General features: G+C 53.8%; 24 protein-coding genes, 5 tRNA genes and 1 other RNA gene. 12 read left to right on the top strand and 18 right to left on the bottom strand.

The window, feature by feature from the left end:
- Positions 1 to 58: 58 nt before the first annotated feature.
- Positions 59 to 155, bottom strand: an RNA gene (ffs, locus tag DW350_RS06130) — signal recognition particle sRNA small type.
- A gap of 138 nt (positions 156 to 293) precedes the next feature.
- Between ffs and DW350_RS06125 the strand changes: the two genes are divergently transcribed.
- From DW350_RS06125 to DW350_RS06095, 7 genes are all read left to right on the top strand, one after another.
- The gene (locus DW350_RS06125) at positions 294 to 719 is read left to right on the top strand and encodes a lytic transglycosylase domain-containing protein (RefSeq protein ID WP_115718026.1); all 426 of its coding nucleotides are present in this window, start codon (positions 294 to 296) and stop codon (positions 717 to 719) included.
- A gap of 36 nt (positions 720 to 755) precedes the next feature.
- Positions 756 to 1,409 carry a bifunctional tRNA pseudouridine(32) synthase/23S rRNA pseudouridine(746) synthase RluA gene (gene rluA / locus DW350_RS06120; RefSeq protein ID WP_115718025.1) on the top strand — a complete coding sequence of 218 codons (654 nt, stop codon included), beginning with the start codon at positions 756 to 758 and terminating at the stop codon, positions 1,407 to 1,409.
- Between the two features lie 98 nt (positions 1,410 to 1,507).
- Positions 1,508 to 3,430 (top strand): putative bifunctional diguanylate cyclase/phosphodiesterase, encoded by a 1,923-nt coding sequence (locus DW350_RS06115; protein WP_115718024.1) that lies wholly within the window; start codon positions 1,508 to 1,510, stop codon positions 3,428 to 3,430.
- Positions 3,431 to 3,499: 69 nt separating this feature from the next.
- Positions 3,500 to 4,621, top strand: a complete 1,122-nt coding sequence (locus tag DW350_RS06110; RefSeq protein WP_115718023.1) for a pyridoxal-phosphate-dependent aminotransferase family protein — start codon at positions 3,500 to 3,502, stop codon at positions 4,619 to 4,621.
- A 76-nt stretch (positions 4,622 to 4,697) separates the two neighbouring features.
- The gene (locus DW350_RS06105) at positions 4,698 to 6,101 is read left to right on the top strand and encodes an Ada metal-binding domain-containing protein (RefSeq protein WP_115718022.1); all 1,404 of its coding nucleotides are present in this window, start codon (positions 4,698 to 4,700) and stop codon (positions 6,099 to 6,101) included.
- Positions 6,098 to 6,577, top strand: a complete 480-nt coding sequence (locus tag DW350_RS06100; RefSeq protein ID WP_115718021.1) for a methylated-DNA--[protein]-cysteine S-methyltransferase — start codon at positions 6,098 to 6,100, stop codon at positions 6,575 to 6,577. The genes DW350_RS06105 and DW350_RS06100 overlap by 4 nt, the downstream gene beginning before the upstream one ends.
- A 68-nt stretch (positions 6,578 to 6,645) precedes the next feature.
- Positions 6,646 to 7,197, top strand: coding sequence for a GNAT family N-acetyltransferase (locus DW350_RS06095; RefSeq protein ID WP_152032942.1), 552 nt, complete (start codon positions 6,646 to 6,648; stop codon positions 7,195 to 7,197).
- Here the strand turns inward: DW350_RS06095 and DW350_RS06090 are convergent.
- From DW350_RS06090 to DW350_RS06050, 9 genes are all read right to left on the bottom strand, one after another.
- A complete protein-coding gene (locus DW350_RS06090) occupies positions 7,183 to 7,803 on the bottom strand; it encodes a LysE family translocator (RefSeq protein WP_115718019.1) in 621 nt (206 codons plus the stop codon). The two genes, DW350_RS06095 and DW350_RS06090, sit on opposite strands and share 15 nt — an antisense overlap.
- Before the next feature lie 60 nt (positions 7,804 to 7,863).
- Positions 7,864 to 9,495 (bottom strand): ArnT family glycosyltransferase, encoded by a 1,632-nt coding sequence (locus DW350_RS06085; protein ID WP_115718018.1) that lies wholly within the window; start codon positions 9,493 to 9,495, stop codon positions 7,864 to 7,866.
- 131 nt (positions 9,496 to 9,626) lie between these two features.
- On the bottom strand, positions 9,627 to 9,851 hold the full coding sequence (locus tag DW350_RS06080) for a DUF1413 domain-containing protein (RefSeq protein ID WP_115718017.1): 225 nt from the start codon (positions 9,849 to 9,851) through the stop codon (positions 9,627 to 9,629).
- Positions 9,852 to 9,860: 9 nt separating this feature from the next.
- Positions 9,861 to 10,844, bottom strand: a complete 984-nt coding sequence (locus tag DW350_RS06075) for a zinc-dependent alcohol dehydrogenase family protein (RefSeq protein WP_115718016.1) — start codon at positions 10,842 to 10,844, stop codon at positions 9,861 to 9,863.
- 12 nt (positions 10,845 to 10,856) lie between these two features.
- Positions 10,857 to 11,636: an acetoin reductase gene (locus DW350_RS06070; RefSeq protein WP_115718015.1), complete on the bottom strand. Its 780-nt coding sequence runs from the start codon at positions 11,634 to 11,636 to the stop codon at positions 10,857 to 10,859.
- A 54-nt stretch (positions 11,637 to 11,690) separates the two neighbouring features.
- Positions 11,691 to 13,082: an NAD-dependent succinate-semialdehyde dehydrogenase gene (locus tag DW350_RS06065; protein ID WP_115718014.1), complete on the bottom strand. Its 1,392-nt coding sequence runs from the start codon at positions 13,080 to 13,082 to the stop codon at positions 11,691 to 11,693.
- 43 nt (positions 13,083 to 13,125) lie between these two features.
- A complete protein-coding gene (locus tag DW350_RS06060; protein WP_115718013.1) occupies positions 13,126 to 14,538 on the bottom strand; it encodes an NAD(P)(+) transhydrogenase (Re/Si-specific) subunit beta in 1,413 nt (470 codons plus the stop codon).
- Between the two features lies 1 nt (position 14,539).
- Entirely contained in the window at positions 14,540 to 14,848 is a 309-nt protein-coding gene (locus DW350_RS06055; protein ID WP_192954827.1) for an NAD(P) transhydrogenase subunit alpha part 2, read from the bottom strand.
- On the bottom strand, positions 14,838 to 15,974 hold the full coding sequence (locus DW350_RS06050) for an NAD(P) transhydrogenase subunit alpha (RefSeq protein ID WP_115718012.1): 1,137 nt from the start codon (positions 15,972 to 15,974) through the stop codon (positions 14,838 to 14,840). The genes DW350_RS06055 and DW350_RS06050 overlap by 11 nt, the downstream gene beginning before the upstream one ends.
- A gap of 356 nt (positions 15,975 to 16,330) precedes the next feature.
- On the opposite strand from DW350_RS06050, the gene DW350_RS06045 reads away from it, so the two are divergent.
- Positions 16,331 to 16,750, top strand: coding sequence for an OsmC family protein (locus DW350_RS06045; RefSeq protein WP_115718011.1), 420 nt, complete (start codon positions 16,331 to 16,333; stop codon positions 16,748 to 16,750).
- Positions 16,751 to 16,803: 53 nt separating this feature from the next.
- Here the strand turns inward: DW350_RS06045 and DW350_RS06040 are convergent, their stop codons facing one another.
- Entirely contained in the window at positions 16,804 to 17,397 is a 594-nt protein-coding gene (locus DW350_RS06040) for a TetR/AcrR family transcriptional regulator (RefSeq protein WP_115718010.1), read from the bottom strand.
- Positions 17,398 to 17,509: 112 nt separating this feature from the next.
- Here DW350_RS06040 and DW350_RS06035 point away from each other — a divergent pair, with 112 nt between their 5' ends.
- From DW350_RS06035 to DW350_RS06020, 4 genes are read left to right on the top strand one after another with little or no spacing between them, the layout of a single operon-like run.
- Positions 17,510 to 18,706 (top strand): MFS transporter, encoded by a 1,197-nt coding sequence (locus DW350_RS06035; protein ID WP_115718009.1) that lies wholly within the window; start codon positions 17,510 to 17,512, stop codon positions 18,704 to 18,706.
- Between the two features lie 25 nt (positions 18,707 to 18,731).
- Positions 18,732 to 19,052 carry a thioredoxin family protein gene (locus DW350_RS06030; protein WP_115718008.1) on the top strand — a complete coding sequence of 107 codons (321 nt, stop codon included), beginning with the start codon at positions 18,732 to 18,734 and terminating at the stop codon, positions 19,050 to 19,052.
- 10 nt (positions 19,053 to 19,062) lie between these two features.
- Entirely contained in the window at positions 19,063 to 20,004 is a 942-nt protein-coding gene (gene trxB, locus DW350_RS06025) for a thioredoxin-disulfide reductase (protein WP_115718007.1), read from the top strand.
- A gap of 45 nt (positions 20,005 to 20,049) precedes the next feature.
- A complete protein-coding gene (locus DW350_RS06020) occupies positions 20,050 to 20,535 on the top strand; it encodes a DUF2938 family protein (protein ID WP_115718006.1) in 486 nt (161 codons plus the stop codon).
- A 66-nt stretch (positions 20,536 to 20,601) separates the two neighbouring features.
- Here the strand turns inward: DW350_RS06020 and DW350_RS06015 are convergent, their stop codons facing one another.
- The 7 genes from DW350_RS06015 to DW350_RS05985 all read right to left on the bottom strand — a co-directional run bounded on the left by DW350_RS06015 (position 20,602) and on the right by DW350_RS05985 (position 23,568).
- On the bottom strand, positions 20,602 to 21,033 hold the full coding sequence (locus DW350_RS06015) for a GNAT family N-acetyltransferase (protein ID WP_115718005.1): 432 nt from the start codon (positions 21,031 to 21,033) through the stop codon (positions 20,602 to 20,604).
- Positions 21,034 to 21,533: 500 nt separating this feature from the next.
- A tRNA-Ser gene (locus DW350_RS06010) sits at positions 21,534 to 21,621 on the bottom strand.
- A gap of 149 nt (positions 21,622 to 21,770) precedes the next feature.
- The gene (nadA, locus tag DW350_RS06005) at positions 21,771 to 22,832 is read right to left on the bottom strand and encodes a quinolinate synthase NadA (protein WP_115718004.1); all 1,062 of its coding nucleotides are present in this window, start codon (positions 22,830 to 22,832) and stop codon (positions 21,771 to 21,773) included.
- Positions 22,833 to 22,924: 92 nt separating this feature from the next.
- Positions 22,925 to 23,000: transfer RNA gene (locus DW350_RS06000), tRNA-Lys, on the bottom strand.
- Between the two features lie 62 nt (positions 23,001 to 23,062).
- Positions 23,063 to 23,138 (bottom strand) — tRNA-Lys (locus tag DW350_RS05995).
- A 62-nt stretch (positions 23,139 to 23,200) separates the two neighbouring features.
- Positions 23,201 to 23,276, bottom strand: a tRNA-Lys gene (locus DW350_RS05990).
- A 216-nt stretch (positions 23,277 to 23,492) separates the two neighbouring features.
- Positions 23,493 to 23,568: transfer RNA gene (locus DW350_RS05985), tRNA-Lys, on the bottom strand.
- Positions 23,569 to 23,630: the final 62 nt, after the last annotated feature.

The raw sequence follows: 23,630 nt of genomic DNA, 5'->3' as shown, positions 1-23,630 counted from the left end.
TGTTGTTGTCAGGCTGAAGGCTACGTTAGGGATAGAAACAGAGCAAGGAAGGTGGCTTCCTCTCCAGCCACACCCCGGCACACGAGTCACCTGCTGTGGCTGCTTCCTTCCGGACCTGACCAGATTCACAGGGTATCGTTGCGAGGGGACCGGAGAGGTCGCCGAGCGCCATTATCCATAAGCCCTACCCTGGCGGCAAGGCACAATGGCCTGACTGCTCACAAAAGCTGCACTTTCACTCTTTTACATCAGCCGCTAAACTTTTTTGCAACACTCCTTGCTGTCAACTTCTTATGGATCTGCCACCGCCAACCGATGTACCCGTTCAAGAATTGCGCCTTTGCGTGGCGAAAGCGGCGCTGGACTTTAAATTAGCCAGCTCCTTGCTTTATGCCATCATCAAAGCCGAAGCGGGCAAAAAGGGCAGTATGAACCTCAACAGCAATGGCACCTTGGACCTGGGCGTCGCACAAATCAATTCCATTCACTTGCCACAAATGCAGCAGTACTACCCACACCTGACGATTAAAGATATTGCTTATAACACCTGCACCAATGTGCATATTGCCGCCAGACTGCTCAGGCGCCACCTCGATGCAACCCATGGCAACATTTGGGAAGCGGTGGGGCGTTATCATTCCCAAACTGACCAATTTAAAGAGAAGTACCAGCAACGAGTCGTTAGCTACTGGCTAGAGTTGTCCAAGGCCAAACGCTGATGTGCTATGGTGTCGCCGACGTTTCGGAGACTTAGCATGCAGCCCCTGGTTTATCGCCCCCCCACAGCACCACTGAGCATTTTATTGGAAGACAAAGATTTGCTGGTGGTCGACAAGCCGTCGGGGCTGTTGTCGGTGCCTGGCCGCCAGGCCGAGCATAAAGACTCCGTTGTGACCCGGGTGCGCGAACAGTATCCGCAGGCAGAAGCGGTGCATCGCCTGGATATGGACACCTCAGGTATTTTGGTACTGGCCCTTAACAAAAATGCCGAGCGCAACCTAAAAAGCCAATTTCAAGAGCGCCAAACCCATAAGGGCTATCAAGCACTGATTTGGGGCTGCCCAGAAGAGCGCTCCGGGCAGGTAGAGCTGCCGCTGGTCTGTGACTGGCCAAATCGCCCAAAACAAATGGTGTCTTTCGAGCACGGCAAACATGCCCTTACCCACTATAAAGTGACCGAGCAATACGCAGACAGCAGCCGCGTAGAAATGACGCCGGTCACAGGCCGCTCCCACCAGTTACGGGTGCACATGCAAGCGCTCGGTTGCCCAATACTCGGCGACCGTTTTTACGCAACCGGCGACGCCCTTGCTAGCGCATCGCGGCTGATGCTTCATGCCCACTGGCTACAAATCGCTCACCCCGTCTCCGGCGATAAGCTACGCTTAGTGGCGCCACTACCCTTTTAAGCCCCCTAACACTTAAGTTAGCCTGAGTCAGGCCGACAAAATAGAAGACCCCAGAGCGCCGCCGAGCTTTTTACTTTGGCCATGTTTATGTGAGCAGTATGACCAAAAATAAAACAACGCTTAAAAGCTATCGCGATGACGCCGTTAACTTGCTCTACAGCAACAGTTACTCCGGTATTTTCATCACCTTTATTGCCAGCACCGTCATGGTATTCGGCTTTTTACATGCCGATGTCACAGTGAAAAAGCTGGTGTGGTGGTTTGCCATGCAAGCGGTGCTTTTGCTGCGCATTGCCGACATTTTGGTGTGGCGTAAAGAAAGTACAAAAGCCGACTTTGATAGCCTTAAGGCCCTTAAACGTTTTGTGGCCGGCTCTTGGTTTTCTGCCATGCTCTGGGCAGGTTATTCGCTGTATTTTTATCAGTACGCCAGCAATTCAGAGCTCACCTTTAATATCATCATTGTGTCAGCCATGGCCGGCGGCGCTGCCAACGTTTTGGCAGCCAATAAAACACTGGCCATTAGCTATTGCACGTTGCTGATACTGCCGTATTCGCTGATTTTGGTCAGCTCAGATACCGACTATCACCAACTGTTGGGTTACATGGGGCTGTTCTTCAGCTTAGTGCTGGTGGTGTCGGCGTCAAAATCAGCCAACTTCACCTTGCAATCTATTGCCCTAAAACACCAAAACGACGAGCTGCTGGCTGATATGGAGCTAAAGGTCGAGCAGCGCACCCAGCGTATTTATGAGCTTTCTCACCTTGACCCGCTAACCGGTCTTTATAACCGCACCGCCTTTTTAGACCGCTTTAGCCAGCGCATTCAAGCCGAACCCGAACGCCCGATGGCGCTGCTCTTTATCGACCTCGACGGCTTTAAAAAAGTCAACGACAGCATTGGCCACGACACTGGCGATGCCTTACTAAAAGCGGTTGCTAGCAGGCTCATCACCGCCAGCACCGCAGAAACACTGTTTTGCCGCTGGGGCGGCGACGAATTTCTGATGGCACTACCGGCGAGAAACCAAGAGCAGGTACGCGGTTTTGCCGAAGCGCTGATCCAAAGTATCTCCAAACCTTTTGCTATAGAAAACAATACGCTATCTATCAGCGCCACCGTCGGCATTGCCCTTTACCCGGACCACAGCCAAAACGAGCAGGAACTGATCCGCTTAGCCGACATGGCCATGTTCGACCAAAAGCGGCGCAGTAGCGCCAAGGCCGAATTTTTTAACCACTCGCTAGAGCAACGCTTAAAACGCGAATTGCAGCTGCGAGACCGTTTAGTGAATGCCATCGATAACCAAGAACTGCACTTGGCATTTCAGCCCGTCATCAATAGCCAAAGCCAGATAACCGGCGCAGAGGTACTACTGCGCTGGACCCTTGACGGCGAAGCCGTATCACCGGCGGAGTTTATTCCGCTGGCCGAACAAAGCGGCCTTATTCATACGTTAGGTCTTTGGGTAGCAGAGCAATCTTTTACCTTATTAAGTCGGCTAGAAGGCATTAGTCTTGGGCTTAATGTGTCTTTGATACAACTGCAAGACCCGGCCTTTATTGGCGAGCTTCATCACAAGCTAACCCGCACCGGCATCGCCGCCAGCCGCGTGCATTTAGAACTAACCGAGTCGGTGTTTGCCGCTGACAAACGCTTGTTGCTGGAACGAGTACGGCAGCTACAGCGTCTAGGCTTTCACATTGCTATTGATGACTTTGGCACCGGTTATTCGTCGCTCTCAATGATCCAGCACATGTCGGTAGACACAGTGAAAATTGACCGCAGTTTTGTTGCCAGCATGGACACACCCCAAGGCCAGGCCATCATTGATACGGTAATGCAATTATCAAAAGCGCTTGGCTTTAGAGTGGTTGCCGAGGGCGTTGAAACGGCCGAACAAGCCGCGGCCCTTCATGGCAAAGGCGTGCACCTTCAGCAGGGTTTTTGGCATTACCGGCCCATGGATTTTGCCGCCTTAACAGACTGCTTGGCCAGGCAAGAAAAATCCCCGTCGTAACGCCACAGTTGCGCTAGCCTTGTTCTCTTTGCACTCTTGAATAAAACAACGCAGCAAAGAGATCACAAAATGCATTACCAATCCTTTATTCCGCCCCGGCGCATTTTAATGGGCCCTGGTCCGTCAGATGTGTACCCGAGCGTATTAGCCGCGCAAAGCCGCCCCGCCATAGGCCACCTTGATCCGCTTTTTATCCAGATGATGGACGAACTTAAGGCTTTGTTGCAGTACGCCTTTCAAACCGAAAACCCGATGACACTTGCCATCTCTGCCCCAGGCAGCGCGGGCATGGAAGCCTGTTTTGTCAATCTGGTTGAAGCCGGTGAAAAAGTCATCGTTTGCCGCAATGGCGTTTTTGGTGGCCGGATGCTGGAGAACGTCAAACGCCTCGGCGCCGAAGCCGTGGTAGTAGATAGCCCTTGGGGAAGAGCGGTTGAAATAGAAAAAGTGCAGGCCGCTATTGCAAGCCACCCCGACGCCAAATTCTTAGCCTTCGTCCACGGCGAAACCTCAACTGGCGCCCTGTCCGACGCTAAAACGCTCTGCGCTTTGGCTAAAAACGCCGGCATGCTCAGCATTGTCGATACCGTGACGTCCCTTGGCGGCGTACCGGTCAAGGTTGATGAATGGGGCATTGATGCCGTTTACTCCGGCAGCCAAAAGTGCCTGTCGTGCGTACCGGGCTTATCGCCGGTTAGCTTCAGCCCCAGCGCGGTTGCAAAAATCAAAGCCCGCAAAACCCCGGTACAAAGCTGGTTTTTAGACCAAAGCCTGGTCATGGGCTACTGGCAAGGTGACGGCAAACGCAGTTATCACCACACCGCCCCCGTCAATAGCCTTTATGCCCTGCATGAAGCCTTGCTGCAATTACACAACGAAGGGCTTGAGCGCAGCTGGCAGCGCCACCAGCAAATGCACCAATTACTGGCCGAGGGTCTTCACGAATTGGGGCTCCATTTTATCGTGCCCCAAGCCGAGCGGCTTCCCCAGTTAAACACGGTAACCATTCCTGATGGCGTAAATGATGCGGCCATTCGCAGCCAACTGCTTAACGACTACAACCTTGAGATAGGGGCCGGTCTTGGCGACTTTGCCGGTAAAGCCTGGCGAATTGGCCTGATGGGTTATGGAGCCCGCCGCGAAAATGTCAGTCTTTGCTTAGCCGCCCTTAAGGCCGTGCTCAGTCATTAAAAGTCCAGGTCCGAAAATGGCGAGTCAGCGCTAAGCTGGCTCGCTATGATAGTGGCATCTTGATTGGAGGTGGCCAATGGACCTTACCGACACCGCGTGTTACCAAGCGCTGATTAGCCGCGACACTCGCTTTGATGGGCGCTTTTTTGCCGGCGTCTTAAGTACCGGTATTTATTGCCGCCCTGTTTGCCCGGCGCGAAAACCGCTTGCTGACAACTGCCGCTATTTTGCCAGTGCTGCCGAAGCGGAAGCAGCCGGGTTTCGCCCCTGCCTTAAGTGCCGCCCGGAACTGGCACCGGGCCAAGCCTGGAGTGACAGTGCTAACCGCTTAGCCAAGCGCGCCGAAGAAGCCATGCGCGGTGGCGACTTTACCGGCCTTGAACAATTGGCGGCCCAATTGGGCGTTACAGACCGCCACTTGCGCCGCACCTTTAGCGAACACTTTGGCGTAACCCCGGTTGCTTATGTGCAAACCCAGCGGCTATTACTGGCCAAAAAGTTGCTGGCTGAAACCGCCCTGCCGGTTACCGCTGTTGCCATGGCAGCTGGCTTTGGCAGTGTCAGAAGAATGAACAGCCTTTTTGCCAGCCGCTACCGGCTAAGCCCAAGCCAATTGCGCCGCACCCCGGCCAAACAAGGGCAAAACATTCACTGCCATTTGAGTTTCAGGCCGCCGCTGGATTGGCAAGCATTGTTGCGTTTTTTAGCGGGCCGCGCTATCGAGGGGGTTGAGAAGGTTGAAAACAACCGCTATTGGCGAACCGTGAGTCTTTACTACCAAGGCAAACGTCACCAAGGTTGGCTAAGCGCCAGTTGCGAAGGTAACAGCATCAGCGTCACCCTCAGTGCGTCTTTGCAATTAGCGGTAGCGCCGGTGCTCAGTCGCCTTCGCCACCTTTTTGACCTTGACGCCAGTCCCGCTGACGTCGAGCGCGCCTTAGGTAACCTAGTAGACAACCCGGGGCTTAGAGCCATCGGCGCCTTTGACGGTTTTGAAATGGCCGTTCGCGCCATTTTAGGCCAGCAAATTACCGTGGCGGCTGCGCGTACCCTGGCCGGCAGGGTTGCCGCCCTTGGCGAGCGTTGCCAAGAGGCGCCAGCAGGCCTAAGCCACTATTTCCCTGACGCACAAACCATTAGCCAATTGGCCCCAAAAACCCTTGGCGAGCTTGGGGTGCTGCGCACCCGCAGCAAGGCTATTTTAGCCCTGGCCGAGGCCGTTAATGCCGGTTTGGATTTAACCCCCGCCGCAGACATTGACCAGGTAACCGAAGCCCTGCAAGCACTACCGGGAATTGGCCCCTGGACCGCCAGCTACATTGCCATGCGAGCACTGCATTGGCCCGATGCCTGGCCAGAAAACGACTACGGCCTTAAAACCGCCACCGCCATTGACAAGCCCAAAGCGTTAGCCGAACACATGGCCACTTTTAGCCCCTGGCGCGCTTATGCCACCCAGCATCTTTGGAGCCGTTTATGAAAGCCCATTTAGCACTCGACACCCCACTTGGCCCTTTGCATTTGGTGGCAGAAAACGGCGCCTTAATTGGCGCCTGGTTTGACGGTCAAAAGCATTTCCCTGAACACAGTGACTGGCAGACAGCCAAGGCGCAGCCGGTACTGACCGAGGCCGCTCAGCAGCTAACCGAATTTTTCCAAGGCAAGCGCCAGCACTTTACCTTGCCGCTGGCCCCCAAAGGCACCGCCTTTCAGCAGCAGGTATGGCAAGGTCTTCGGCAAATTCCTTTCGGCCAAACCTGCTCTTACGGTGAACTTGCAAAGCGTTTGGGCAAACCCAGCGCCGTGCGCGCCGTGGCCGCGGCCAACGGCCGTAATCCGCTGTCGGTGATTGTGCCTTGTCACCGGGTTATTGGTGCCAACGGCCAGCTAACCGGTTACGCCGGCGGCTTGGCACGTAAAGCGTGGTTACTGGATTTAGAAAACAAAGGCATTTGAATCAACGCATTGCTAAAAGAAAGTGACTTTTAGATACTGGCCATAGGTGTTTTCAACAGGTATTGACGGTGCCAGACATTCGCCCCCTGCTACCGCTAGAAGATGACGGGCTTCGGCTAAGAGCCATGACCGATGCCGACGCCTTGCCCTACGCGCTTGGCAGCGAAGACCCGTTAGTGAAAACCTTTGCTCACCTGCCACTTAGCCACTACAGCGAACAGCTGATGCGCACCTTAATCGCCACCGACATCGAACAGGGTTTAACGCGGGGTAATTTACTGATCCTGACATTGGCAGAGACCGAGCAAGACCGCTTTATCGGCAGCTTGGTGCTGTATGACATTAGCCAACAACGGGCCGAAGTGGGTTATTGGCTGCTGCCTTTCGCACGCGGCTTGGGCCTTGCCGCTAAAGGCTTGGCCTTAGCCGCAACCCTTGCCAAGAAAATGCAGCTTTGCACCCTTGATGCCCGCACCAGCCCTGACAACACCGCTTCTGCACGCACGCTATTAAAAGCCGGTTTTAAGGCCCAAGGCCCGGCTCAAAAAGAAAAGGCCCCCTCTGGCGAGTTGGGCCTTTTTGTTCCCTACCGACTTGAGCTTCACTCAGCGAGTGAATAGCAATTTAAGCCCCAATAGGGTCATCACCGCGCCTGCGGTTCTATCAATAGCGGTTTTGGCGCGCAGGTAGGTTTGCCGCGGCTTTTCGGCTGACAATAAAAACGCCACTAATACATACCAAAGGGTATCAACACTAAAGGCCGCCAAGGGCAGCGCCAAGTAAAGCCAAAGGGCAATATGCGCCGGCAGTAATGCCGAAAACACCCCGGCAAAGACAATGGCCGTTTTGGGGTTAGAAAGCTGCGTCATCAGCCCAAATAAAAAGGTTTTAAAGAGCCCTGCCGGGCGACTCTCGGTGCCGTTAAAGGCCAGTGGCGACTTGGCATGGCGCAAAATCTTGTAAGCAAGGAACAGGAGATAGCAGCCGCCCACTATCTTCAGCGCCCAAAAGGCCATGGGCACCGCCGCCAGCACCGCATGTAAGCCCAGCAATGCCAGTACGGCAAATACCGCCGCTCCTAAACCACTGCCAAGCGCTGTGGCAAAACCGTGTTGCCGCGATAGGCCTGCGGCGTTACGTGCCACCACCACAAAAGTCGGGCCCGGGCTCATGGCCCCCACTGCCAAGGCGCCGCTTATCGCCACCACTGCCATTACGTCTTGCATGTCGCCTCCTGCCTTCAATTGTGCTCATTTAACGCCAAAAGCGCCGTTAAACAAAGGGGCTTATTGCTTCATTTCCAGATAAAGCGGTTGCCAGTAACGGCTTGGCACCATCACTAAGTAACGGCTGCGATAGGGCGCCACCAGCGTCGCTTCGGCGCGCAGTTTGGCATCGGGCTTTTTAATAATGGTGACCATCTGGCCAGCGGGGTGAGTATTGGCCCATTGGGTGACAGCACTGGCATCGTTGTCTGACACCACATCGAGGTTCTGGTTGCCTCGGCCCAAATAGCGAAACTCATCGGCATAGTGGCCAATATAGGCAACCGCTACCCCTTGCTGCTGCAGCGCAGTGACCGCCTTGGCAAAGGGACGCAGGTCGTAGTAGTGATGGATCATCACCCCAGCCAGACACAATGCCAGTTGCAGCGCTATGGGAAAGGCCACCACCACCGCCAGCGGCTTACGCCACACCCAAACCGCCAACAGCATGGGAATCACCGCTAAAGCTCTGGTCCACACCGGTAGCTGTTCGGCCGGGAAATAGTGACGGGTAATTTCAGGAATGACCGCTAGAAATACCGTTATAACCAGCAGCGGGAAAAGCAGAAACGCGGTTTTGGTTTTCAGCACTGGCCACTTACTGGCAAACCACAAGGCGGCATAAGGCAAGGTGGGTATCAAATAATGCACCTGCTTGGCGCTGACAAGGCTAAACAGCAGCAACTGCGGCAAGACGCCGCAAAGCGCAAAACGTTGCCAGGGGTTGTTTGCCAGGCCGCCTTTCCAAAACGGCGTTAATATCCAAGGCATCCACAATAGCGGCAGCAACGGCAGGTACCAGTACCAAGGGTGACTGTGGGCAAAAGCATCATCAACCCGGCCAGCCGATTGCTTCCAAAAGATGGCGTCGGCATAGGCGGGGCCGCCGTGAATGGCCGCTGGAATGGCCCACGCCAAAATCACGCCAATACCGATAATGCTTGCCAGCAACACACCGCTGTACCAGCGTTTCAGCATCAGGCTTTCGGGCCGCCAATACTTGGCCAACAGTACCAAGGGCAACCAGTACAAAAAGAACACCGGCCCTTTGGTGAGCATGCCAAGGCCTACTGCAACGCCGCTTGCCAGTAACCAGCGGTGATGCCGCTGGGCTTTAAATAGCGCTACCGACGCTAACAGCACAAAAAGGCTCATGGTCATGTCAAACATATTGAGCGGCGCGTACACCACCCAGGGCATCAGGGTCAGTAAAAACCAGGGCGCTCTTTTCGCCAAATCTGAGCCTGCGGGTACTAAACACAGTACCAGCGCCCGCAACGCGAAGATGTTTAATAGCCCCATAAACGGCATAACCAGGCGAGCCATCATGCTGTTATCAATACCCAGTTGCCAAAGGATATTAATCAGCCAAAACATCATCGGTGGCTTTTGCGCGTAAGGTTGGCCATTAAGATGCGGCACCAGCCAATTGCCCGACTGCGCCATTTCCCACGCCACCGACATATAGCGGGTTTCATCAACGGGCAACAGTGGAAACGCCAGCAGCCTCGCCAAAATCAGCATCAAGCCGAAAGCGCCCAGTAACCAAAGCGAATGGCTATAAGTGGCGGTTTGAACTTCGGTGTTGGCGATGTTTAACGATGGGCGAGAAACGGATACAGAAGCTTGCACGAGATCGGGTGGTGTCGTCATAAACGAAGGCCAATACGGTGTGAGTTATTTTTACCTTAGGAAAGGCAACTTAAGACTTGGTTAAATCAGCCACTAAGGTAATAGCAGCCCACCGCCACCTTGGCCAGCCACCCACTAACAAACTAAAGAGATCACGAGATTTTCACGTAAATGCGGCCTTGCGCGTCTTTGCCGCCAGTATCTTCAACACCCCAAAAGTTGCCCTGCCTGACCTGTTGTAAAAAATGCCGGCCAAAGCTGACTTTGTCGCCAATATAAAGGCGTTGCCAGCTGTCACCATAAAGATCTGAAAAGTGAAAAGGCCCAGGGCCAAGCTGGCTAATGGCTTGCTTAAGCTGCGCGGCCGTTTTTTCCATAACGCCTCCTTAAGGCACCAATACCGCCGCGCCATCAAAACGGCCAGCGCTGAGATCAGCCAGGGCTTGATTGGCCTTAAGCAGCGGATACCTTGTGGTTTGCACCTCAACGTTAAACCGGTGTAGCTGCTCAAAAAAGCCGATACCGTCTTGGCGGGTCAAATTGGCAACCGAGACTAACTGCCGTTCTTGCCACAGCAGCGCATAAGGAAAGCTGGGAATATCGCTCATGTGAATGCCTGCACAGACTACCTTTGCGCCCTTACGCACGGCTTTAAGTGCCAGTGGCACCAAGGCGCCCACCGGCGCAAAAATAATGGCGGCGTCCAAGGGGACTGGCGGCAACTGCTGCGAGCCACCGGCCCATACCGCCCCCAAGGTTTTGGCAAAGTCTTGGGTACTGGTGTCGCCTTCACGGGTAAAGGCATACACCTCTCGCCCTTGCTGACAGGCAATTTGGGCAATAATGTGCGCAGCGGCGCCAAAGCCATAGAGGCCAAGCCGTTTGGCACTGCCTGCCATAGCAAGGGAACGCCAACCAATTAAGCCGGCACACAGTAGCGGCGCCATGGCCACGGCATCACCCTCCTCGCCAAGGGCAAACACAAACCGATGATCGGCCACCACCGCAGTGGCAAAACCGCCATGACGGCTAAAGCCGGTAAATTGCGGGTGGTCGCAAAGGTTTTCTTGTTGCTGCTGGCAATAAGCGCAATGGCCGCAAGTGTGCCCAAGCCAGGGCACACCCACACGATCGCCAATGCTAAAGCCGCTAACCCCCTCGCCGATAGCATCAATCCGGCCAACAATTTCATGGCCGGGGATAATGGGCAGTACCGGGTTTGGAAGTTCGCCGTTGACCACATGCAGGTCGGTGCGGCACACGCCACAGGCCAGCACCGACAAACGCACCTCGCCTGGGCCCGGGATTGGGTCGGCAAGCTCGGTCCAAACCAGTGGCTTGCCAATATCATTGAGCACCATGGCATGCATCGGCTTTTCCTTTTAGCGATAAACCATACCGCCATCGGTCAAAATGGCCTGGCCGGTAATATAGTCGGCATCGTCGCTGGCTAAAAAGGCCACCAGGGCTGCCACATCTTCCGGGGTTTGTGGCCGACCAAGGGCAATGCCTTCCACGTATTTTTTGTAGGTTTCACCTTTTGGTGCACCGGTTAATTGTGAAAACCGCTCGTCAATTTCCACCCACATGTCGGTACCAACAATGCCGGGGCAATAGGCATTAACGGTAATACCGCTGCTGGCGTATTCCTTGGCCGCCGCTTGGGTTAACGCCCGCACTGCAAACTTGGTGGCAGAATAAATGCCCAGCATGGCAAAGCCGTCATGGCCGGCAATGGAAGAGGCAGAAATGATTTTGCCTTTTTGCTTACGAGCCTGAAATTTTTTTGCAGCCGCCTGAATGCCCCACAGCACGCCGTTGACATTAATGCGAAAGATTTTTTCCACTTCTTCCGGCTCAACGTCCGCAAGCGGGTTTACCTCGGCAATACCGGCGTTATTAACCATCACATCAAAACCACCAAGGGTTTTCTCGGCATGGTCGATGGCTTCATAGATATTGCTGCGGTTACTGACATCGGCGGCAAAAGCGGTGGCTCTTCGCCCCAAGGCTTCCACCTCTTTTTTAACGTTTTCAAGCTTGTCGAGCTTAAGGTCAACCAAGGCCAAGTCGGCCCCTTCCTGGGCCAGACGAAGCGCGATACCACGGCCAATCCCTTGCGCCGCCCCTGTTACTAAAATCACTTTTGAGTTCAGAGACATAATCAAATTCCTTCTCAAGGTGGCGACAGCAAAAATGCTGCCGCCGCGAGCCCATTAGAAATGGGCGTCGATGTCTACCACATCAATCAGTTTGTGATTCACAAACTCTTTAAGGCCAAGGCCCAACAATTCGCGGCCGTAGCCTGAGCGGCGAATACCGCCAAATGGCAGGTCGGCTTCCACTTTGGTGGGGTGGTTCACAAACACCATGCCGGTAGAGATTTTGGCGGCAACGGCGGCACCATGGGCGCTGTCACGGGTAAAGACTGAGCCGCCCAAGCCAAAGGGTGAGTCATTGGCGATACGAATAGCATCGGCTTCGTCTTTGGCACGAAACAGCATGGACACCGGCCCAAAGAACTCCCAATAACGCGCCGGGTTGTCTTCGCCAAGGTCGCTTAGAATGGTGGGCTGCACAAAGGCGCCTTTTACCGGAACGGCGGGGCCGATCTCTTCTTTTTTGGCGCCGTGCTCAACGGCTTTGGCAATTTGTACTTTCAGGTCGTCAGCCGCTTGCTGTGAAGACAATGGCGCCAAGGTGGTGTTGGCGTCCATGGGGTCACCCGCCACCAGTTCAGCCACTTTTTTGCGATAACCCGCCAGGAAGTCGTCATAAATTTCATCAACGATGATCATTCGTTTTGACGACACGCACACTTGGCCACCATTCCAGTGGCGGCCAAACACCGCCCAGTTGAGGGTTTTTTCAAGGTCGGCGTCGGCAAGCACCACAAAGGCGTCAGCGCCGCCCAGTTCCATGGTGGATTTTTTCAAGGCTTTGCCGGCCTCGGCGGCCACAACGGCACCGGCACCTTCAGAGCCGGTCAGGGCAACACCGTGCACTCTGGGGTCGTTGATAATGGTGTTAATTTGGCTGCGAGTGGCATAGAGGTTTTTAAAGGCCCCTTTCGGCAAGCCCGCTTCGCTCATCAGGGTTTCAAAGGCGGCAGCACTTTGCGGCACGTTTGAGGCGTGTTTGAGCAGCAGGGTGTTACCGGCAGACAGTTGCGGCGCCAAAATGCGGGCTATTTGGTAGTAAGGGAAGTTCCAAGGCTCAATGGCCAGCAGCACCCCAAGGGGTTCGCATACCAGTTGCGCTTCGCCTTCGGCCGGGTCGGCCACCGGTAACATTTGCGGTTTTAACAAGGCTTCGGCGTTGTGGACATAGTATTCAAAAATTTTCGCCGACAACTCCACTTCGGCTTTAGCTTCAGAAAACAGTTTACCCATTTCCAAGGTTAACAATTTGGCATAGTGCTCGCTGTTGCGGCGCAGAATGTCGGCGGCGTTTTGCAAGATGCGGCCCCGTTCAGAAAAGGGAGTGTCCCGCCACGCTAAGAAGGCATTGTGGGCATTATCAAGGGCGCTGTTCACCTCTTCGTCTGTTGCATCATTAAAAGTGGCAACCGTTTCGCCGGTGTAGGGATTAGTAGTCGCGTAAGCCATTTCGATTCTCCATTCGGTGGTGAAATCATGCTTTTTTCGACAGTCAGGCTAGATCTTTAACGGCCTGGACCATTTGCGTTAGCACGGCTTGGGCATCGCCATAAACCATGCTGCATTGCTCGCTGAAAAACAGAAGGTTCTCAACTCCGGAATAGCCTTTACCCTGGCCACGTTTAATCACATAGATTTGGCGAGCCTGGTCGGCGTTGAGAATGGGCATTCCATAGATCGGCGAAGCTTTGTCGGTGCGGGCGGCGGGGTTAACCACATCGTTAGCACCGATAACCAGGGCGACATCGGTATTGGCAAAATCGCCATTAATGTCGTCCATATCAAAGATGATGTCGTAAGGGACGCCAGCTTCCGCCAGCAGCACATTCATGTGCCCCGGCATCCGTCCGGCAACCGGGTGAATGGCAAATTTCACATCCACATCGGCCGCCTGGAGCAGCTTGACGAATTCGTAGAGTTTTTGCTGCGCTTGCGCCACCGCCAAGCCATAGCCGGGCACGATGATAACGCTGGCGCAATAGCGCATGTTGATGGCGGCGTCGGAGGCGTCGGTGCTTTTCATCTGGCCGGTTACGGCACTGGCACTGCTGGTGCTAACGTCACCAAAGTTAGAAAACAGCACATTGGCCAAAGAGCGGTTCATGGCCTTGGCCATCAGCACGGTGAGCAAGGTACCGGCAGAGCCCACGACCATACCGGCTATCATCAGTGCCGGGTTTTGCAAGGCATAGCCTTCCAGCCCCACTGCCAAGCCAGTAAAAGCGTTGTACAGGGAAATCACCACTGGCATATCGGCGCCACCAATAGGCAGGGTCATTAACACCCCAAAACAAAGCGCACCGATAAAAAACAGTACCGCAACAACACTGCCACCGATGCTGCCGTAACTGCTGACACTGACCAGCCCCAACAGTAAGGTAACGGCAAAAACTGCGGCGTTGACCACGCGCTGGCTGGCAAAGCGCCAGGGTTTATTGATTTTGCCGTCAAGCTTGGCCCAGGCAATAACAGAACCGGTTAACGACACCGAGCCAATCAAAGCGCCAATCACGGTAACACTAAGCAGTAGCGGCGAATGCGCGCTGCCGGACGCCAGTTCAGCTGCCGCAATAAACGCCGCCGCGCCGCCGCCCATACCGTTATAAAGCGCCACCATTTGCGGCATGGCAGTCACCGCTACTTTGCGGCCTCGCCACCAGGCCAAACCGCCCCCTAACGCCAAGGCAATGATCGCCAGCAGCACGTTGCTGCCAAGGCGCTGATGATGCTCGCTTACCAGCGGCGCTATCACTAAAAAGCTGGCCGCTACCGCCAACACCATGCCGTAACCTGCGATCACAATGCCCTTAAGGGCGGTAACCGGTGACGACATGCGTTTTAAGCCGAAGATAAAAAGGCCCGCTGCCACTATGCCGCTCAGCCCTTCGAGATGCTGCGTCAACATGTCATTGGTCCTTTTTATCGCTGGTTTTAAACATCGCCAGCATGCGGTCGGTCACCACATAGCCGCCGGCGGCATTGGCCGCGCCCAAAGCAACCGCAATAAAACCCAGCAACTGGGTAAAACCGGAGTCGGCGCTCAGCAGCGTATACAGTGCCCCTACCACCACAATGCCGTGGATAAAGTTAGAGCCAGACATCAGCGGCGTGTGCAAAATGGACGGCACCCGGCTTATGACCTCGTAACCGGTAAAGGCCGCCAACATGAAGATATAAAGGGCAATTAGCCAGGTCATGGACGTATCAAGCATCATCTGAAGTCTCCTTACTGGCAGACAAAGGTTTATCCCGGCGCGCCCCTTGATGGGTGAGCAAGGTGCCGGCGATAACGTCGTCCTCAAGGTCGAGGTTGATGGCGCCATCTTTGACAAAAAGGGTGAGTAAATTCAGGACGTTTTTGGCGTAAAGCTCACTGGCATGCTGCGCCAGTGCCGAGGTGATATTCAGCGGCCCCAAAACAGTAACGCCCTGCAGGCTAACGGTTTGCCCAGGCTCGGTGGCTTCGCAGTTGCCGCCACTTTCGGCCCCTAAATCAACAATTACCGCGCCAGGTTTCATTTGCTCGACCTGGGCCTTAGTAATAAGAATGGGCGCTTTTTTGCCCGGCACCGAAGCGGTGGTAATGATGAGGTCGGCCTGGGCAATGTGCTCGCTGACGACCTTGGCAACGGTTTGCTTTTCATCAGCGGTCAGTTCGCGGGCATAGCCGCCCTCGCCTCTGGCATCAATGCCGGTATCAACAAATTTGGCCCCTAATGACTGGGCTTGTTCACGGGTTTCTGGCCGCACGTCATAGCCCTCGGTAACGGCGCCCAAGCGGTGAGCCGTTGCCAGCGCCGACAAGCCTGCAACCCCCAGCCCCATCACCAGCACTTTGGCGGCGCGTAGCGAACCAACGGCGGTTGTCATCATTGGCAGAATGCGTGGCATCTGCACCGCCCCTAACAGCGGCGCATAGTAGCCGGCCAGTGCCGATTGGCTGGAAAGCGCATCCATCGATTGCGCGCGGCTAATGCGCGGGATCCGTTCCATGGCAAAACAACTGATATTGCGCGCCACCAAAGCGTCAATCAGCGCCGGTTGTTGCTGGGCATAAATAAACGACACCAGCAGCGCGCCGGGCTTCATGGCATTAATAACGTCAACCGAGGGGGGATTAATGGCCAGTACGATATCGGCATCGCTAACGGCCGCAGTGGCAGTGGCTGAAAAGGTGCAGTCAAGATAGCTTTGGTCGCTAAAGGTGGCGCTGAGGCCAGCGTCTTTTTCAATCAGCAACGTAGCGCCAAGTTTTTGTAAACGGCTGGCCGTTGCAGGAATAACCGCCACCCGTTTCTCGCCCTGCTTGGTTTCCTTCAATACAGCAATGTTGATGGGCATCAGGGTTCTCCGTAACACATACGCCCGCCTTTTGGGGCGTACACAACCTCTTCAGGGTGCGCCTGTTGTACCGAAAGCCATTGATTGAGATCAAAAGAGGTGACGAGAAAACCAACAGTTCATAATGTGAACGCCAAGATGGCAACACAAGCGCCACGGCACGCCTGTCAACACATACCAATTAAAATAAATTCAAATGGTTATAGGTAAAATCGTACCAGCACGGTGGCACTACTGATGGCATTTTTCGCGGCGAGGGTCATTGCAAGTTAATTATAGATCGATTAGTCTTTAATTCGTAATGACGAGATGCTTGCGCACTCAATGACCCTTTTTATAACGCTCAGGAGTATGAAATGAGTATCAACCTCGAATTGAACTGGGCTGGTGGCATGAAAGGCACCGGTCATATTAAAGGTGATGATTTTTCTGCAGACGTTGCCATTCCTGCAGCGCTGGGTGGTAAAGGCACCGGCACTAACCCCAAAGAACTGTTTGTGGCCTCTACTGCGGCCTGCTTTTTAGCCACCTTGGCAGCAATTAGCGAAGGTAAAAAGTTACCGGTTGAAAGCTTGTCTGTTGATACCGTGGGCGACGAAGGCAAAGACACATTTACCATTCGCCATACCGCCCATGTCACCTTGCAAAATGGCAGTGATGCCGACGCCGTAGCCAAGGCCATCGAGATTGTCGCCGCCGCCGATAAAATGTGTGCAGTGGGCAATATTGCTCGTAAAGCGGGCGTTGAAATTGAAGCGACAGCCGATATTAAATAAGCCAAAGACGCTGACTAAAAACGCACCTTGTGGTGCGTTTTTTTATGCCTGAGTCATTCCTGCCAAAGCTGTAGTAATTGCTCTGCCGACGCTTTTAACATCGCTTCACTGGCACCGTCTTTTGCTTCGATGGCAATGCCTTTTACAAAGCAGTCCAGCATCAGGGTATAGGCATCAGCATTGATGCCCTTCAGCGCGTTGGCAGCAACCGCACGGGCAACGCAGCGGCCTATGGCGTCGCGGGTTTGCTGGCGCACTTGCCGTGTTAGCGCTTCAACCTCTTTGTTTTCATCCAAACAATTAAGGCCAGACAATACCGCCATGCAACCTGCCGGTGACTGCGGCGATGTTTGCACGCTAATGGTGTCGTATAACATCGCCTTCATCGCCGCCTTTGGCGCCATGTCGGTGTTATCCAGTACCGCGCTAACCGCACCGCAAGACTCGGTATAGCGAGCTAAACATTCCTCAAAAAGCGCCTGCTTTGAGCCGAAGGCTGCGTAAAAGCTTGCCGATGACAAATTACCGAGGGTTTTGCGCAAGTCTGCTAACGATGTGCTTTCAAAGCCTTTTTCCCAAAAAAGATTCATCGCCGCATCGACCGCACTGTCGCGATCAAACTCTCTTGGACGACCGGTTCTAGCCATTTGAGCACCTCCTCACACATTTAAAGACTACTCATTCCATAATTAATTGACAACAGCGACAGCGATCTTTAACTTATGGAATGACCAATCCACAAATTAAGAGTCGTAACACATGCCTATCGCTTTATATGCGCTTGCCGCTGCCGCTTTTGCCATTGGAATGGCTGAATTCGTGGTGGTGGGGATCTTACCTGCTATTGCCACCGACATGGGAGTGAACATTCCTACCGCCGGGCAACTGGTGTCGCTTTATGCGCTGGGGGTGGCCGTTGCGGCGCCACTGCTAACCGCCCTTACCGGCCGCATGGACCGCCGCGTACTGTCGGTCGGGTTAATGGTGATGTTTGTTGCCGCTAACCTCATTGCTTGGTTAGCCGATAGCTACACCATGCTGTTGGTCGGCCGTGTGTTGGCCGGTGCCGTGCAAGGGGTTTTTTACTCTATGGCAACGGTGCTGGCAGCCAACTTGGTGTCAAAAGAAAAGTCGGGCCAGGCTATCGCCATTGTGTTTACCGGGCTAACCGTTGCGCTGGTGTCGGGGGTGCCCTTTGGTACCTTCCTAACCGAACTCTTTAACTGGCGCGCCGCCTTCCTGTTTATCAGTGCGCTTGGTTTGGCGTCGGCTATTGCACAGTGGATTTTTCTACCGAAGAAAATTGAACGCCCCGAACCGGCAGGCTTGGTAAAACAACTTAGCGTTATTGCCGTGCCGCGCATGATGCTGGTGTTTGTGATCACCTGTTTAGGTTATGGCGGCGCCTTTATTGCTTACACTTATCTTTCTGAAATCCTGCAAAAAGTAACCGGTTTTAGCCAAGCCAGTGTCAGCGCTGTGTTGGTGATTTACGGTGTTGCTGTCACCCTTGGCAATATCTATTGCGCCAAGCTGGCCGACAAAAAAGGCCCCATCAAAGCGCTGGTGGCAATGTTTGTCACCCTCAGCGTGGTGCTCGCACTCGTCAGTACCGCCGCCCCCAATCCTTACCTGATGGTACCGCTGATTATGGTGTGGGGCGCCATGGCCTTTGGCAGCATTCCGGTATTGCAGCTCTATGTAGTACAGCAAGCCGAGACACATGCTCCGCAGTCCGTTGATGCCTCCTCCAGTATGAACATCTCCGCCTTTAACGCCGGTATTGCCCTTGGGGCTTGGGCCGGAGGTTTGGTGGTTGCCCACTTTGGCCTGCTGGCCACAGGCGCTGCCTCCGCACTGGTGGTGGCCTTGAGCGTGGTGCTGGTGCTGATAAGTGGCTATTGGGATAAACGCCACCACGCCAGCCAAGCCGCCATTGCCCGTGAAACTGCCTAAATACCATTAATTAAGAGGAATATTTATGTCTGTTCAAGCCATTACTACACCGCAATTTAAAGCACTGCTCGCCAAGCACGAAGGCGTACAACTGTTTCGCTTTTGGGCGCCCTGGTGTGCCCCCTGCCGAATGATGACACCCATTTATCAGCAAGTGGCTGATACCCTGGGTGACAAAGCCGTGTTTGGTGAAGTGAACGTTGACCAAGAGCCAGGCCTTAGCCAAGTCCATATGATCCGTTCCATTCCAACCTTGGTGATTTACAAAGACGGCAAGGAAGTGAAGCGCTTCTCCGGGGTGATGAATGCAAAGGACTTGCAAGCATTAACCGAACAGTACTTGTAAGGAGAACGGCGTGACCAAGCACAGTAAGCTCATTATTTTAGGTTCCGGCCCGGCCGGTTATTCCGCTGCAATATACGCTGCCAGAGCCAATCTCAATCCGGTATTGATAGCGGGCAGCTTACAAGGTGGCCAACTAACAACGACAACTGACGTTGATAACTGGCCTGGCGATGCAGAAGGGGTTCAAGGACCGGAATTGATGCTACGAATGCAAAAGCACGCCGAACGCTTTGGTACCGACATTATTAATGATCACATTCATGAGGTTAACCTCAATCAGCGTCCTTTTGTGCTGAAAGGCAGTGACACGTACAGCTGCGATAGTTTGATCATTGCCACCGGTGCCAGTGCTAAATACCTTGGTCTGGCCTCTGAGGAACATTACATGGGCCACGGCGTCTCGGCCTGCGCAACTTGCGATGGTTTTTTTTACCGGGGTTTAGAGGTTGTGGTTGTTGGCGGCGGCAATACCGCTGTCGAAGAAGCACTTTACTTGGCCAACATTGCATCGAAAGTGACCTTGGTCCATCGCCGTGATAATCTGCGCGCGGAGAAAATACTTCAGGACCGGCTCTTCAAAAAAGTCGATGAGGGCAAAATTGCCGTTATCTGGAATAGCCAATTAGCGGAGGTTAAGGGTGATGGGCAAGTGGTTACCGGTGTTAAACTCGCATCGACGGTGGATGGCTCTGTAACCGAAGTTGCCGCCGATGGCTGTTTTATTGCTATTGGCCACCATCCCAACACCGACATCTTTGCGGGGCAACTGACCATGAAAGAGGGTTATCTGGAAGTACGCTCCGGCCTTGACGGCGCTGCTACCGCCACCAGTGTGGCTGGTGTCTTCGCCGCGGGCGATGTCGCCGATTCCGTCTATCGACAAGCAATCACATCGGCAGGAAGCGGCTGTATGGCAGCGTTGGATGCCGAGCGGTATTTAGCAAGCATTTAATAACGTAGGCCTGCTTAGCAGGCCTTTATTGTTTTTGGAGTCACAATGAATACTTGGATAGGCTTTAGCTTAGTCGTTGGCATCGGTTCAACCGTGGTACTGGATTTGTGGGTCACCTTAGTGAAAAAGGTGTTAGATATTCCCCCCACCAACTGGGGCATGGTTGGCCGCTGGATAGGCGGTTTGGCGCAAGGCAAATTAGTGCTCGACACCCGTAACGACAAGCAGCCTAACACTTATGAAAAGGCCCTTGGCTGGGCCTTTCACTACCTTATCGGTATTGGTTATGCCGTAATGTTGTTGCTGTTTTGGGGGCCAGGCTTTGCCAGCCACCCAACAGTACTCCCCATTTTTATTATTGGTGTTGTGGTGAGCACCCTGGCCGGGCTTGCCATACTGATGCCAGCCATGGGCGGCGGCTTTTTTGCCAGCAATACCCCTAACCCGAAAGCAACTTACCTTTATCTCATTATTGCCCACTGCGCCTTTGCCATAGGCCAGTACGGCTTTGCACTCTGGTACGCCGCTTAAATTAATAAAAAAGCCCGTCACCAGACGGGCTTTTTTTCCTTCGCGACAATGCCTTAGGCTGGCGTGTCAGGTGTTTTCACCGGCGCCATTGATATAGGAATAAACCTCAATATCGCTACGCCTAACCCAACCCCGGTTTGACCAATACTCTTTAGCTAACGCATTGTCGCCAAGCACATGAATGTGCGATTTAAGGATGCCTTCGGCTTTTAACGCATCAAGGCATAGCGCCAGCAATTTTGTGGCAATTCCGGCTTTTTGCCTTTCGGTTAGCACCGCAAGGTGCTGAATATAGCCGCGCTTGCCATCGTGGCCGGCCATAATGCTGCCAACAATCTTGCCACCGTCTTCGGCCACAAAGCTAAGGCCTGGATTTCGCGCCAAATACTTAGCAATACCCTGCTCGCTATCAGCCTCGCGCAGCTTTACCCCCTGTGCCGCTTGCCACAACTGCAACAACTTGGGGTAATCATCTATGTTAAGTGCCCGATATTGCATACAGCTCCCGATCCCTAAGCGCTAAAGCCAACTAGATTAGTGCTGAACAACGGTTGTGAGCAATGGCTTTTGATGGCTGCAGCAAGCACTAGAAAGATGCCCTGGCCAGAGGATTCGGTGCATTGCTTAGCGATGCACAAGCCGAGCGGATAGATGCTGGCTCGGGCGGGATCCACTCGCGCCTTCCCTGGCGCTCGCCCTACGGGCCGCTAAAGCGGTGCTAAACGGCTATCCTGCCGTTTAGTCGAATCCTAAGGGTTCTCATCAAATCCACCTATCCACGCATAAAAACAAAAAGCCCGTCACAAGGACGGGCTTTTTGTTTTTATATGGCGGTGAGGGCGTAGTCAGGTGCAGTATTAAAGCACCGCTTTAACCTGACGCAGCGGGCACTCGGAAGGTGCCCTGGCCAGAGGATTCGGTGCATTGCTTAGCGATGCACAAGCCCGAGCGAATCGTCTATACGAAAAAACCCGGTCATAGACCGGGTTTTTCTTATATGGCGGTGAGGGAGGGATTCGAACCCTCGATACGTTGCCGTATACACACTTTCCAGGCGTGCTCCTTCAGCCACTCGGACACCTCACCAAATTGTTTGCTGGGGGGCTTTTCACCTCGCAACGGGGCGCTATATTAGGGGCAAGGCCCTGAAGGGTCAACCGCTTTTTCAATACAATCCGGCCGTTCGGCGAGGTTTTGAGCAAAGCGTAAAACGCCACCTTTAGGTGGCGTTTTTTTCAGGCGTTGCCTTTGACCTTTACTTTTAGCTGTTCGGCAAAATCGAGCATCCGATTAAGCGGCACCATGGCTTTGTCGGCAAGGGCAGGGTCAACATGAATTTCATGAGGACTTAGCTCGGTGGCGGTCAGGGATCCATAAATGGCTTGCAGGCCATTCATTGCCATCCAGGGACAATGAGCACAAGAACGGCAGGTGGCGCCGTCACCGACGGTGGGGGCTTCTAAAAGCTCCTTATCGGGGCACTGCTGCTGCATCTTGTAAAAGATGCCTCGGTCTGTAGCCACAATCAGGCGCTTGTTAGGCAGCGTTTGCGCGGCCTTAATCAACTGACTGGTAGAACCTACAGCATCGGCTATTTCAACAATACTGGCAGGCGACTCCGGATGCACCAAAACGGCGGCATCGGGATACAGTGCTTTCATGTCTTTAAGGGCGCGGGTTTTAAACTCGTCGTGGACGATACAGGCACTTTGCCAAAGCAGCATGTCGGCACCGGTTTTTTTATTGATATAACCGCCTAGGTGCTTATCTGGCGCCCAGAGAATTTTTTTGCCTTCGCTATCGAGGTGCTCAACAATTTCCAGCGCGATAGAGGATGTGACCACCCAATCGGCTCTCGCTTTCACCGCTGCCGAGGTATTGGCATAGACCACCACGGTGTGGTCAGGGTGAGCATCACAAAAGGCGCTAAATTCGTCTGCCGGGCAGCCAAGGTCCAATGAACACGTGGCTTCCAGGGTGGGCATAAGCACGGTTTTTTCCGGGCTTAAAATTTTGGCGGTTTCCCCCATGAACTTAACCCCGGCAACAATCAGGGTTTTCGCGCTATGGTGCTTACCAAAGCGCGCCATTTCGAGGGAGTCAGAAACACAGCCACCGGTCTCTTCGGCCAGTGCCTGAATTTCGGGGTCAGTGTAGTAATGCGCTACCAGCACCGCGTCTTTTGCTTTCAGTAGTTCTTTAATGCGGGCTTTGTAATCGGCTTTTTGTTCACCGCTCAAGGGCTTAGGCTTGGGCGGAAAGGGCAAGTCCAGGTTTACCTGGGGGATCTGGGTCATAACCTCAAAACCAACTCAGTCTTTGCGTCCGGGCATTATACGCCCTACCCGGCGGATAACAAAAACCCCGCACAAGGCGGGGTTTTGAATGATGGTGGGTCGTGCAGGATTCGAACCTGCGACCAATTGATTAAAAGTCAACTGCTCTACCAACTGAGCTAACGACCCAAATTGTCTCTTGGGTTTTCAGTAAAGCTTCGCTTTGCTGCCGGGCCAAGCCCCTTGAATAATGGTGGGTCGTGCAGGATTCGAACCTGCGACCAATTGATTAAAAGTCAACTGCTCTACCAACTGAGCTAACGACCCAAATTGTCTCTTGAGTTTGCAGTAAAGCTGCACTTTGCTGCCGGGCCAAGCCCCTAAAATGATGGTGGGTCGTGCAGGATTCGAACCTGCGACCAATTGATTAAAAGTCAACTGCTCTACCAACTGAGCTAACGACCCATCGTGTTCTTTAATTACCGTCCAGCGTTGTCAGTCATCCTGACGTTCTGCCCGGCTCGCCGTCCTGCCTCGCGTTCGATGCTGCGTTTTCCTCGCATCTCACCCAACTGAGCTAACGACCCATCTAAATTGTTTTTTTGTCGCTTCGCGCTGTGCTTTGAAGCCGACTCGGCGTTGCCGATTAAAAAAGCCCGCGCTGGCAGGCTTTAGCATGTCTGGTGGGTCGTGCAGGATTCGAACCTGCGACCAATTGATTAAAAGTCAACTGCTCTACCAACTGAGCTAACGACCCGACGGGCGCTTATCTTACTGAAATTGCCTGACCGTGCAAGAAGAAAATGACCGCCAGGCGTT

It is taken from the genome of Gallaecimonas mangrovi, assembly GCF_003367375.1.
Taxonomy (GTDB): domain Bacteria; phylum Pseudomonadota; class Gammaproteobacteria; order Enterobacterales; family Gallaecimonadaceae; genus Gallaecimonas; species Gallaecimonas mangrovi.
This window is presented reverse-complemented; position numbering and strand designations above follow the sequence as displayed.